We start from the raw sequence: 13647 nt of genomic DNA, 5'->3' as shown, positions 1-13647 counted from the left end.
CTTTCATAAAATACTAGAATTTTAAATCCTTTCCTTAATAATACCACAAATACAGTGAATGCCAACATGACATTCACTGTATTTGTTAAATATTCCTATAAATTACTGCATATATTCAGGAGCTAAGAATGGTTTATCAATTAGTTTATATAGCTTTATGTAGTTAATTATTATATTTTGCTTTTCATTCACTAGTTCATTGATTCCAAGTTGCATTTCATGTAGTTGAGCCTCAATAATCAAACCAAGCTGATATTGTGTTTCTAGAATGACGAGCTGTTCTCTTGCGTTTTCTAAGTTGAGCGATAATAATTGATATTGATTTTCCAATTGTATCAATTGATTATAGCGTGTAAGTATAGTTTGATTGTAATTTGCTTGAGATCTTTGTAAATCTAATTTTGCTCTCTGAACATCAATTTCTTTTGCTCTGAGGGGCTCTTGACCCGCATTATATACATATAATATAACACCGTATTCTGATAGTTCTATCCTATCTTTTTGCATAAGCATATACGGGTCTGTGTTTATAGTTTGACGAATGTGCCGACTAATATCAAAATCTTGTAACGGCTTCCATTCAACATCAAACTTAAGTGTATAACGCTCATCATCTGAGTTTAACATTTTGTTTAACTTTATATATTCCGAATCTATCTCTTTTTCTATAATTTTTTTTCTTTGTTTTTCTTGTTCTAAGGTGTTAGAAAGTTTTTTTATATCATTTGTGCTTTGTACACCATGTTCTTTTTGTATTTTAGCTATTGACAAATTCCTCTTTGCATTAATAATCCGCTGATTAAGTATATCGTACTCAGATTCTTTCTGTATTATATCTAAATATAGTGTAAGCAGGCGATTCTCAAGCTGATCTATTGTTATTTCAAGCTCTAACTCTGCCATTTTTACAGAAGCATCAGCACTAAATAAGGCTTGTGTAGCCTGGTTTCTTTGAAGGTCTGCTTGGCCATATCCAGGTCCTGCGGCTCTCATACCTGGCAAAGTCCATCCCAAACGTTCTCTTACTTCTTCAGTTCTTTCTAAGCTATATTTTTTATCTTTATATTCTGTACTATTAGATAGTACAATTTCTAAAGCGTCTTGAAAACTCAATTCTGGATATTCATTTTTTTCTACTATAGTGAAATTTGTATCTACATAAACTGAATTAGTGTCAGCTAGCCAAAGTACTTCTACACCAAAGCTTTCACCTATAAATCGCAATGGCACCATTGTTATGCCATCTATTATTACTGGCGGTGCATCTAGTTCTCTTTTTACATTATTAATGTAAGCAGTTGTTGATCCTGGTGAAAATCGGACTATCTTGTATTCTTTTACAGCTTCAATGTTTTTATTTGATTCATTCCATTTAACGGTTACACCCAACTCTTCAAATATTGTTCGCATAGGAACCATAGTTACTCCATTTTCATTATACGGAGGTATCGAAGATTCAACAATGTTACCGTTCATATAAATGGAAATATCCCTAGCTTGAGCTGTTTGTACAAAGGCTAATAATACAACCAACGCAAATGTGAATTTAAGTAATTGTTTTAAACGTTCCATCTGACTACTCCTATCTGTATTGTTATTGTAATTTATGATGATGGATATATCTATTTAATTATACTATATACATAAAACAATGTCAGCCAGTATAATTGTGAAACTTTGTTTTATGTATAAAAAGAAAGAAGGACTCAAAACGAGTCCTTCTTCTTTTTATACATAAGATATATTGCTATACCTTAGTTAATTGTTACTGTACGAGTAGCATCATCCCACTGAATGCTTACGCCTAGTGCTTGTGCTACAAAACGTACTGGTAATACTGTACGTCCGTCTTTAATTTCAGCAGTAGTATCCATAGCTACAGATACACCGTTAACTAGCATTACGTTGCTACCGATTGTCATTTGAGCAATACGGTCGCCTTTCATTAATGTTACTTGCTTAGTAACTGGGTTCCAAATGATGTTATCTTCACTTACAGCTACAGAGTCAGCTACAAAGCGTACTGGAAGCATTGTGCGTCCGTCTTGAATGAATGGAGCAACGTCCATTACTCTTTCAACGCCACCTACTGTGTAAGTGCTTGAGTCAACTGAGAAAACAACTTGTTGCTCACCTTGACCAGGAATTAGATAGTCTGGAGCTCTTGTTACTACATTAGCATAGTTAACACGGTCAACTCTGCTAGCGATTGAGTTAGAGTAGCTACCAGTATATTCAACTAGTGCAGTACCCTGAACATCAACTGTGAAGTATCCTTCTGGTGCATTACGGTTAACTGTAATTTCAATACCACTTAATGTTACTGTTGAAGCTACTGATGATTCTACATCTACAGTGAATGATAATACGTTATTGTTTCTGCTTACACCTCTGATTTCTAAGTCACCTTCAGTTACTGAAGCTCTGTGACCAGTGAAAGTGAAGTAATCTGCAGCACTTGAACTTAATGCGATTTGAACAGTCTTGCCTGCTTCCCAAGCACCTGCGTATGGCTCTTCAATAACGATGTTTGGAGCAGCTTGATCTTGAATACCTAAACGAATATCTGCTACATCAATTGTTGTAACTGCTGGCGGAGTAACTGTTGCAACTTTAACAGTTTGCTCTTCAACTCCTGCACCTCTTACTGTTAAGTTCACATCTCCACTTGCTCTTCCATCAATAGCTAATGGAATTTCAAATACTAGCTTCGCCTTATCTCCGCTTGCTAGTGGAGTAAATACATCAGAACTAATTTCAAAACGATTTAGGTTACGACCTTGGTTGTTAGTAATAACTTCGAAATCACTAGCTACAATTGCAGTTGCAGCATTTGAAGATACAATTCTAAAGTCATTTGTTGCATCAACAGCTACCCATGATGGTAACTCAAATTCAATTACACGACCAGGTAAGATTGAGTCAGCAATCACTTCTTCTAGTGTAATTTCAGCAGTGATATAGTCAGAATTTGTGCCGTAATCTTTACCAGCTAATAATTCAACTGCTTCTTTTGCACTTAAAGTTGTTCCGAAAGTTTTATATTCTGCAACTACTAATCCAGCTTGTGAAGTAAAGTCACCTTTTGGATTTGTGATATCAACAACAACGTTTCCATATGCAGCGTCACGAGTAACGTTGAATACTGGAGTTACTTGCATTGTTTGTCTTGTGTTGCTTGCAAATTCAGTGTTAAATGAAACGCTTAATACACGCTTGTTTGAGCTGATTTCAGCATCAAAACCAGTGATTGTTCCCCATTCAGCAGGGAAGTCAAAGTTAGCAGTAGTTTCCATAGAGTCATTCCACTCAAAACCAGCTGGTAAACGCATGCTAAATCCTTGCTCTACTGTGTTTCTTACTGCACCAATTAAAGCTTCGTCAATAAGAATTTGTTGACCTACTTTTCCAGGTCCTCTTGTTACCGTTTCTTTCTTACCTACAGTAGCAATCGTGTTTCCAGAAGAAGAAACAGCAATTGTATGGCTACTGTTGCTTAAGCGGCTATCTCTAGCATTAACTGTTAGTACAACCTCACCAGTAATACCATCAAGCTCTACAGCAGTTAATGGAATAAATAAAGTATCCCCTGATGCAACTACTTCATTTGTTCTGATTGTTAATACTGTGTCAGTTAGTGCTCTTACTTCTAATGTATCAAAAGTGTTAAGAGCAGCTCCTGTCATATTGTTTAAAGTGCTTCCGTCTAAAGTCATAGCAGCTGCCATTTGGTCTAACTTCGCTTGGTTACCCCATTTAGCACCAGCAGGTAAAGTTAGTCTAAATTCTTGAACAGCAGGCCAGCTAGTAGCGTCGTCATTCTCAATAGCAAGTGTTGGTACACCTGAGTAGTCATTACCAACTATGAAGCTAGTAAAGTTGTAGTCATCTTTAACTGTAGGAACACGGTCTACGCTGTTAACACTACGTGCATCAGCAGTTCCAACTGGAATTATCACTAAGGATAAAACCATTGCGAAAGCTAGTAAACTAGCTATAAGTTTTCTTTGTTTCATGTTTATTGTTTCTCCTCCTTGGAAAAATGTTCTCTTTTTTTGTCTTAAGGGTGTTGATAAATGTTTGCCTTTGTTTAATTGATCTCTCATTTGTCCACCCCCTTTCTTCGAGATAAGGCTATAGATTTTGACAAATCTAGCATTGAACATGCATACACAATTATATAATAGATTCCTCCTAATTGTAAATGACTTTTTATTTACAATTACACACCATATGATTCTATGAATCTATTATATGTTTAAAGTTATTGGTGTGCACAACGCCTAGTAAGTTGTCTTTTATAATTACACAATATTAGACGCAGGTTTTTTTTATAAGTTTCGAAATATTATTAAATTCTTTAATTTGTAATATTCATGTAATATTCATGCATGTAGTTGCAGGCGACGCCTACACCTATGAGTAACCAAAACACTGGAGCTACTGAAACAATACTATCATTAAATATAGCACTTATTAGATATGCTATAACAGATAATGCAATCCCTATATTTACTGTAGCTATTTTTCTCAATTTTTCATTTTCTTTTTGCTTTTCTTTGCTAGCATTATAGTTTCTAATGCTTTTAAATAAATACATTCCGACAAATGTCAAAAAAGCTAGCAACGAGATAAACCCAGTGTTTATGCTTTTTTGTAAATATAGATTATGTGGCTTATCTACAATTCTATGAGGGCTTCCTACATATTTCATCTTGGCTATATAGTCATCTTGAGGGAAATAGATTGGAAACGTGTCAGGACCATTACCTAATATAATAGTTTCCTTTAGCATAGGTATACTTCTCGACCAAATATAACCTCTGTTCGAACCTAAATTTTCTAACCCACTAAATCCCCAGTTCGGTGCATCGATGGGATATACTAGTTGCAAATTTCTATCCATATATTTAATATTCCCTTGGTCATCTACTCCCAAATTCACCTGTACTCGTCCTATATTTACTTGAACTAAGTTTCCTATTACCAACACATTATATCTATTATAATTTGATTCATTAAATGTTATTGTATTAGCATTTTTAGTTTGCTCTGTTGTTAATCTTATTCCATCGGTATCATAAAAAGCGAAATCCGATATATCATAATCTAAATTCTGATTTAAAGAAATCGTTTGTACTTGAATTGATTCCGTTGTCATATCTATAGTTGCTTTATTGCCATTAAGGTACATATTATTAAATGCTTGTCTCTTAGGCTCTTCTGGTTCGTCATATTGTTTCCCTACAGCATTCAGCATATCACGAACATCTAATGACAAATTCTTAATATTACTAGCAACTCTTCCACCCGAAGTATAATCTATCAACCCTACAACAAGTAACGGAACTAATACGATTAATAAGACTTTTCTCCAATTACGTAATATTTCTTCATACATAAAAATTATCATAATAATAAGTGTAAAGAGAAACCCTACTAGTCCAGCTCGCGAATTAGATCCAATCAAATTACTAAACGTTAATATTAATATGCTTCCATAAAGGAGATTGCTTATTTGGTTTCTAGAAAATAAAAATAAAACCATCGTAATAATAACAATCATAACCATATAACTACCTACATAATTCGTGTTATACATAGTGCTGTATATAGCGTTCGTACCAAAAGCAAAGTCAATTGATCCTCTAATACTCTCATAAAATTCAGGAATAATTAATGTTCTTCCAAACTCACTACGAAAAAAATCGTACCCTAAATACTGAAAAACCCCTAGTACGCTTAATACTGACGCTGAAGCTAACAAGCTTCCTAAAACAAGCTTAAGATGATTCTCAGTTCTTACTATATGTGCAGCAATAAATGTAATTAAAACGTAAGACAACAACACATACATTCCTTCGTAACGATCTGGGTATCCCTTAAATGCAACTTCTCTATATACTGAGTCTGCAAATACTGCAGATAATATAACAAATACTGCATATACAGCTAGTGGAATAAATATTTTATCTTTTTTAAATTCAATAGCGTTTTGAACTTTTGCAAGTAGCAAAGTTATGAGAGAGATAGCAGTTAATATTTGAATCCATATTGCTTTGTAATAGGAAAAGAAGTCAGCATTCGTATCCCCCATCCAAAATTGAGCTACATGCGGAGGCAAAGGGACTACTTTCAAGTAAACAATAGTAGGCACTATCGCCCCAATCATTGCTAGTGGTATTAGGTAATACCAGTCTGGCCCTTGGTTTTCAGGATTAATATTTTTCATCAGATTATTAGACCGCTTCATTTTAGCCATATTTTTCCCCTTCCAGTTCCATCTACTCTTTGTATAAAGGTTCTTGCTTCCTATATCCAACATTGTTATCTAGAATTTTAACCCAAATTGAACTGTTTTTTCAATGTTATGTTTTAAGACTCCTTCTTTATAAATTTGTGTTTATTAACTCTCTTGATTTCTTCTCCTCCTTAACACCGCATGCAGGCTATCCACTCGCAGTAGCAATGTAAATACCAAGTACATAATACATGCAAGTGTAAGTGGAATTAATAGTTGAATCAATTGTTCTATCGCCGAAGTGCTAACTGTAGTATCTATAGCGAAGTACGGCTTCGCTATTAGTAACGTTATAGCCATAGCTACTGTCGCTATTGCTATTTTGCCGATTTGTAAGATTGCATGTCTGTCTATAACTACTCCAAGCTTGTATCGAATAATAAAGAGCATAAGTATGAGATTTACAATACCTCCAAGGGCCATCGCTAACCCTAGTCCACCTTGATCCAAGAAGCGAACAAGTATAATTGCAAAGATAACATTCAGTGTAATTGTGATTGTATTGATAATTACTGGAGTACGAGTATCTTGTAATGAATAAAATACCCTCGTTAGTAAATCTCTCGCTGCATATGGAAAGAAACCAATAGCCAGAAATAGTAACGCCCAGTTAGTCTCTAGTGTACTCTGTCTGGTAAATTCCTCCCGCTCGAATAGTAATCTAACGATTGGCTCGCCCATAATCATGACAACAGCCGTTACTGGCAGCATAATAAAGGCTAGCATCTTTAACCCGCTCCACATTGTCGAGATAAGCTTGTCTATACTACCCTGGGAAGCGTATTGGGATAACAGCGGGAATAGAGGTAATGTTACTGCACCAATAAACATCCCAATTGGCAGTTGGTAAATACGCGTCGCATATATGTAGGCTGCGAATTTACCTTCTTCTAATCCTGACCCAAGGATACGATCAACTATAACATTAAGCTGGTTAATAGACATTCCTAGAATTATAGGTATCATTAATATAAAGAAGCGTTTTACTTCTGGATTCTTCAAGTCTAGGCCAAAGCCGAACTGTATCTCGTGTTTCCTTACCGTTGGGTACATAATAATCCCTTGAAAAAAGAAACCAATGACTGTACCGATTGTCAATCCATGTATACCGTATTTAGGCACGAGTGTAAAAATCGAGATAATTACAATTAAGCTGGCAACAAGAGGACCAAGGCTTGGCATTAGAAAGTGTCGCTGGGCGTTTAAATAGCTCCAAAAGATACTGATTAAACCTATTAGGGCCACTGCAGGTATCATTAATGTAACGAGTTCTACCGTCAGTTCCCGAACTTCACCTGTAAATCCAGGTGCAAGAACTGATACAATCTGAGATGCAAATAAGCCCCCTAGAATTGAGAGCAGTAGAGTGCCTAGTAGGACAAGGGTTGTGACTGTATTGAAAAGACGTTGTAAGCCTTTCAAGTCACCCTTTTCCTTATATTCAGCAAATAAGGGGGTACACACAGAATTTAAAGCGCCTGGTAAAACTGCTATTAATATAGTAGGAATTGTAATGGCGATGAAGTAAGCTTCTGCCTGTGCAGATGTACCATACTGGGCAGAAATGAATATCTCTCTGACAAAACCGAAAAGCCGCCCTAAGAACGTGGCGACTAGGATAATCATACCTGATTTAATTAATGTGCGTTTGTTGTCTTCGGTCATTAGTAATACCTCATAATTTTTCGTAAAAATCAGCAATTTCTGCAATCATGCGCTCGCTATTAAAGCGTTTAAGTACATCTGCTTGTCCACGCATACCCATCTGTTGGGCTATATTAGAATCTGCTAAAAGTAGTTTCGCATTCTCTGCTATGGCGTTAGCATCCTTAGCAGATACAAGTATTCCTGTGCTTGTTAGTAAGTCTCCTGTATCCTGGACTACATCAACCATGCCTCCTACCTCAGACGCGATGACTGGTATGCCTTGTGACATTGCTTCTATAAGAGATAAACCTAGCCCTTCAGATAGGGATGGCATTAGGAAGATATCGAATTGATTCAATAAACTAGAGACGGATTGCTGAAAGCCAAGGAAGTGAACGTTGTCAGCCACCTGAATCTGCTTCGCTAGCTTCATTAAATCTTCTTTAAGCGGGCCATCACCGATAATCACAAGGTTCACTTCTGGATACTTCTGCAAAATAGCAGGCATAGCCATAATAGCATAGCGATGACCTTTAACCTCCTGTAGACGCCCTACTATGCCGATTACTGGTGGTTGGGGTAGTTCTAGTGTTGACGTTTTTTCTTCTACGAATTCAGCAAAATCAATTCCGCTATAAATTACTTCTATCTTTTGTTCGGGGATTCCACGCTTTATCATATCCTGCTTAATACTGTTAGATATGGCGATATATCTCGTCGTTAATGGCTGGGTCATCCGTTCCATTCCTAAGGCTAACATATAAGCAACTGGGTTCTGATAATCCTGGCGAAGCTCACTATGGACAGTAGTAGCTATCGGCAGCTTTAGCTTCCTAGCCGCTAAACGTCCGAAGAAATTGGCCCTTACTCCATGGGTATGTACAATATCTATTTTCTCTTGAATCATTAAACGGCGTAGCTTCTGTGCTAAGGTAAAATCAAAACGACTGGATGGTAAAACAGTATGGACGGGAATCTGATACTTACGTAGTACAGCAGCAAATTCACTATCATAAAAACAAGCCATTTGAATCTGATATGGACTTCCCTGTAGCTTACGGGCAAGGTTTACTAGGTACTGCTCTGCACCACCGTACTCGCCACCACCTATTATATGTAGAATTCGCATTGTTTCACCACCGTCAAAAATTATAGCTACATCTGTAATTGTATATGAAATTCCTTACTAGCGCAATTACAACAACCGAATAGCATTCTCTTATATGCTAAATTATAGTATACTTGTATTTGTTTATAACAATAATGGTAGCGGGTGAGATATGAGTAGCCCACATAGACACGAAAGGGAAGGAACTATGCTAAAAAAAATAATGCAACTAGATTTAATAAAGCAGCATCTAAATATTACGACCTTTTTATTTATACTTTTCTTTTCTTTTCCCGTTGTAGATTATGTGTTACGATCTGTAATCGGAATTGGAATCCTTGCTGCCCTATGGCACAATCTCGTACTAGCGTTATTGTTAGTAATTCTTGGGTGGCGTTGGTTGATGGGTGAAGTAGATTTAAATGAGTTAAAAAATATAGATGTAACAAAACCATTACTATTAATTATGGTCTATGGGTTTGCACTTATATTCTTAAATATGTCTTATATCTCAATCGGTATAGAAGGATTTCGTGCAACCTTTCAATATATGCTGGCTTTCTTCGTCGCCTTCTACTTAATACGTGATCGCGTTAAGATGCTGACGATGATCTATATCATGGTGGGGATTGGTTTCGTTATGGGTCTCCACGGTGTATATCAATATATTGCTGGAGTGCCGATGCCTGGCAACTGGGTTGATGCAGGTGAAAACGTGCGCACCAGAGCATTCTCCTTCGTCGGCAGTCCAAATGTTTTAGGCAGCTATATGGCATTTATCGTTCCTATTACAATTGGACTAGCCTTCTGGCATCTTGGACAGGCGATGGAAAAGCTGACTGCTACTAAAACCGCTGGTCGATTGGCCGCTTATAAGGAAATACTATTGAGTCGTACAGGCTTATGGTCGCTTGTGTTACTCGGCATGTCTGGAGTTATGGCATTATGTCTATTACTGACCTTCTCACGGGGTGCGCTATTAGCCTTCGGAGCAGCAGTTGGGGTTGTGGCAGTGATTTTTGCCTTGATGTATGATAGGCGCATGATTTTCGGTGTAGCTGGACTTGCTGTCGTCGGTGTCGGCGTAATCTATATGCTTGCACCTACAGTTGTGGAGCGTATGCTTTATGTGTTCTCGCCAGAGTATTTTGAAAAAAGTGCTCAGGGAGGACGTGTCACCCGCTGGTTAAATGCCTTCGATAGAATGCGTCATGAACCGTTCTTCGGGGCAGGATTAGGACACTATGGTGGTGCTGTTGGAGCTAGACACTTCGGAACAATCTATGTGGATAACTATTATGCTAAGACCTTAGCTGAGATGGGATTGATTGGGATCGGTTTGTTCCTGTGGTTGATTGGCTCCTTATTGAAAAATTGCTTAGAAGTCTGGAAATCCCTCTGGAATTCTAGCTATAAATTTATTGCGGCTGGATTATTCGGTGGTTTGTTGGCAGTCATTCTGCACAATGGTGTAGAAAATATCTTTGAGGTTCCTTTTATGAATGTGTTGTTCTGGATGAGTGCTGGGATGTTGATAGGATTAGGACAGGAGGTAGATAGCAATGATTAGGAATCACAGTTTATATGTGCTATTTGCAGTTGCTGCCTTTATATTTTATCATTTTGTCGTATTTCCGCTGTTCTTAGATTATGGGCTCTACGGTGTACTGTTAACGGTAGCTTTATTAGGCGTATTGGCGTGGATGTTGCCAAAGGAGTATCGACTGTCCTTCGGTGTGGTGTTTATTGGTTACCTGTTACTAGTACGCGGTATGATGCGCATGGAATATAAGCCCGTCTTGGAGCAGATAATCGCCTTTATTGCATTGACTCTACTCTTTATAGTAGCTAGTAAAATTTTAGCTAGTAAGGTACGTGTTACTCAGGTACTAACATTATGTATAGTTGGTGGATTATTAACAAGTATGTGGAGTCAGCAGGAGCTGTTTTTTGCGAAAAAGTTTCAAGTCATCTATGAAAGCCCTAAGTTATACTCGGATACGAATATAGACTACTTTCCATTGCAGCTGGCTGATGTGACTGGTGATGGTACGAAAGAAATAATCACCCAAGGGGTGGCTGACCCGCAGGTATCTATCCCAGGTCTTTATCCAATGCAGATGGAACTTAGTAGATATATGGTGTTTAGCTATGAGCAGAATGGTGCTGGCAACCCTTCTTTCATGGAAATCGGCACTAGTCCAGATATCGAACAAGCTCTATGGAATTATATGGTGCGAGATTATGTAGGATTTCCTTATTATACTATGGAATGGAGTACGGGTTCAGACTTTATCCACAGGTATAAAGATGCCCGCTACGACTTATTAGACCAAGGATTCCTGCAGATGGACTTTTTCCACAAGCTTTTAGAGGAATTATCTGTGGAAACCGTGGATAACATGGGGATAACTCCTTCATTTTTCACCCTATGGGATCGTCGTTCTGCCGCAGTCCTGCAACCAATTGGGGGCAATGTGGATATCTCTAGCGGAACTGTTGATAACTTGACTTCCACTATTGGAACTGAACCTAAACGTAATTTTTTTACTGATATGCTCCAGAGTTTAGATATTGTTGGTAGTCCAGATAACGGTATTTACGAGCTGTTAGTTCCACGTTTCGATAGATTACATTTAATTCAGCATATGCTACCCTTTGGCCGTACACCTTTCGCCGCATTAGGGGTTAGTATGGAAAATATAGAGGAACAAAAGGTTAATTGGGCTCAGGTAAGTCAGGATACCCAAGGGTATGACCCATTTATTGAACAGTTAATGGAAGAGGGTGTCGCAATCCTTGGCTATGCAAACCTTACTGGTGGTGCAGATACTGAGCTTGTAACTTATCGGGATGGCTTAGAAGTGTATCAGAAGCAAACTGGACAGTGGCAATTAGTAGCTACCCTGCGTCCAGATATGCTACGACAGGTGGCTGATGGAGAATTTATCTTTGCCGATGTTACTGGTAATGGTGTTGATGAGGTGCTGTTATCTGCAACTCCTTCACAGGTACTGAGGTTAGTACCGAGTAGTCCGACAGGAACGGATACTTCAAATGGCGCTAATACATCATATACCTGGAAGCAATTGTGGGTAGCTCAGGACGATGTGTTTCGCTTCGAGACCGTTACTGCCACTGGTGAAATTATTGCCTTAAGCCAAAGCTACTATCGTAATGAAAATAGAAGATTCCTTACAGGATATAGACTTGAGTCGATAGGTAATGGCTCGCAATCTCAATATGTAATGAAGCCTCAGTGGCGAACTAATAACACCGTTATCAATGTACGTGTTGGAGATATTACTGGAGACGGTAATGATGAATATGTAGCTAGTTATTTTCGGGAGCATCGCTTTGTCGTATTACAGGAGCATGGCCTACCTGTGCAGCAGGGGGCCTGGTTGTTAACATTGTTAGGATTTGTAGTTGCTGGCTGGCATCGCGTGCGTTACGAGCAGTCACACAATTCACCAAGCACAGAATCTACTAACATTATCAATAAAAACTATATCACTACAAAGAACGTATTCTTAGGTGTCTTATTAGTTACTACTTTTGCCGTATCATTATATGGGGTGTTAGACAATCGCCATGTCAGTGCTGTACCTAGTGCTACAATGCTTGGAGTTGCTACTGATGACATTCTATACCCTGCTTCTACCCAAGGAAGCGATGCTATTGCAAATCAAAATAATGATACTGATGGTAAAACAGTATTTAGTGAAGATGAATGGCGCGATTATTGGCAGACTGCAGTTAACTATTCAAACGATAATGGTGAGCGTTTCTGGTATAGCGGCTGGGTTGTATCTAAGATACAAAAACGTCGTACGACAAGTATGTATGATGGTATTATCATTCAAGACGAAGGGATATCTGTAAACGCAAGAATGCTAGGTAATCCATTCCGCTATTACGAATCAGGAGATTATATGTATCTACACGAAGACAATATGTGGAAGCGCTTAGTTAATGAAGCTGGATTCCCTGTTGACTGGAAAGGTCGCTACGGACTTGTACTCCCAGAGCGTATGGATTTTAACGAGCCATTTAAGGATTTACTGAAGCTAGTAGATTTAAATGACGGTGACAATAATCTAACCGATCTAAGCTATACCTACCGTAAACAACCAACTATTGTTGGTGAAGAAAGAATTCTCGGGGAGCTATCTGATAAGATTACCTTCACATTAGATGTTACTAGCGCAAATGGTATGGAAGGAACAACCATGGAGTGGACTGTCTGGGTTGGTAAGGATGAGCCATATATTTATCAATATGAAGTAGAGAGTTTAATGCCTGTACCTGATGCTGGGATGATGCAGCAAACGACATTTTTCCGCTTTTGGAACTTTAATGACGAAGGTATTCAAATGACGAATCCGCTGGCAATTGAAAAGCAAATTGTCGATCGAGAGCTACGTCAAATTGAGAATATCGAGCATGCGTTATATGATGAAGAAGCACGTAGTAAACTTACAGAGAGGGAAATTCTGTTACTTGAACTACGTTTAGCGATTTTACAGGATAATGTGGCTAATTCAATAGTTAACGAACAATAACATTAGATATAAAAGAGTTAGCTGAA

At 37.9% G+C, this 13647-nt stretch carries 7 protein-coding genes; 2 read left to right on the top strand and 5 right to left on the bottom strand.

The features are described from left to right. Positions 1–102: 102 nt before the first annotated feature. The 5 genes from BHF68_RS09485 to BHF68_RS09465 all read right to left on the bottom strand — a co-directional run bounded on the left by BHF68_RS09485 (position 103) and on the right by BHF68_RS09465 (position 9077). Positions 103–1572 (bottom strand): stalk domain-containing protein, encoded by a 1470-nt coding sequence (locus BHF68_RS09485; protein ID WP_069643396.1) that lies wholly within the window; start codon positions 1570–1572, stop codon positions 103–105. Positions 1573–1754: 182 nt separating this feature from the next. Then, the gene (locus BHF68_RS09480) at positions 1755–4106 is read right to left on the bottom strand and encodes a copper amine oxidase N-terminal domain-containing protein (protein ID WP_069643395.1); all 2352 of its coding nucleotides are present in this window, start codon (positions 4104–4106) and stop codon (positions 1755–1757) included. A gap of 254 nt (positions 4107–4360) precedes the next feature. Continuing rightward, on the bottom strand, positions 4361–6262 hold the full coding sequence (locus BHF68_RS09475; protein ID WP_069643394.1) for an O-antigen ligase family protein: 1902 nt from the start codon (positions 6260–6262) through the stop codon (positions 4361–4363). Positions 6263–6406: 144 nt separating this feature from the next. Then, positions 6407–7966: a murein biosynthesis integral membrane protein MurJ gene (gene murJ / locus BHF68_RS09470; protein WP_069643393.1), complete on the bottom strand. Its 1560-nt coding sequence runs from the start codon at positions 7964–7966 to the stop codon at positions 6407–6409. A gap of 10 nt (positions 7967–7976) precedes the next feature. Next, positions 7977–9077, bottom strand: coding sequence for a glycosyltransferase family 4 protein (locus tag BHF68_RS09465; RefSeq protein ID WP_069643392.1), 1101 nt, complete (start codon positions 9075–9077; stop codon positions 7977–7979). 187 nt (positions 9078–9264) lie between these two features. Here BHF68_RS09465 and BHF68_RS09460 point away from each other — a divergent pair, with 187 nt between their 5' ends. Further along, entirely contained in the window at positions 9265–10626 is a 1362-nt protein-coding gene (locus BHF68_RS09460; protein ID WP_176719914.1) for an O-antigen ligase family protein, read from the top strand. Further along, positions 10619–13621, top strand: coding sequence for a hypothetical protein (locus tag BHF68_RS09455; protein WP_069643391.1), 3003 nt, complete (start codon positions 10619–10621; stop codon positions 13619–13621). The genes BHF68_RS09460 and BHF68_RS09455 overlap by 8 nt, the downstream gene beginning before the upstream one ends. Positions 13622–13647 lie beyond the last annotated feature (26 nt).

The organism is Desulfuribacillus alkaliarsenatis, assembly GCF_001730225.1.
GTDB lineage: Bacteria > Bacillota > Bacilli > Desulfuribacillales > Desulfuribacillaceae > Desulfuribacillus > Desulfuribacillus alkaliarsenatis.
The sequence above is the reverse complement of the archived record's forward strand: the minus strand, read 5'-3'. Positions and strand labels throughout refer to the sequence as shown.

Bases quoted from the DNA above. Each gene is read 5' to 3' on its own strand.
- murJ (WP_069643393.1), bottom strand. From the start codon at position 7,966: ATGACCGAAGACAACAAACGCACATTAATTAAATCAGGTATGATTATC.
- BHF68_RS09485 (WP_069643396.1), bottom strand. From the start codon at position 1,572: ATGGAACGTTTAAAACAATTACTTAAATTCACATTTGCGTTGGTTGTA.
- BHF68_RS09460 (WP_176719914.1), top strand. From the start codon at position 9,265: ATGCTAAAAAAAATAATGCAACTAGATTTAATAAAGCAGCATCTAAAT.
- BHF68_RS09465 (WP_069643392.1), bottom strand. From the start codon at position 9,077: ATGCGAATTCTACATATAATAGGTGGTGGCGAGTACGGTGGTGCAGAG.
- BHF68_RS09455 (WP_069643391.1), top strand. From the start codon at position 10,619: ATGATTAGGAATCACAGTTTATATGTGCTATTTGCAGTTGCTGCCTTT.
- BHF68_RS09475 (WP_069643394.1), bottom strand. From the start codon at position 6,262: ATGGCTAAAATGAAGCGGTCTAATAATCTGATGAAAAATATTAATCCT.
- BHF68_RS09480 (WP_069643395.1), bottom strand. From the start codon at position 4,106: ATGAGAGATCAATTAAACAAAGGCAAACATTTATCAACACCCTTAAGA.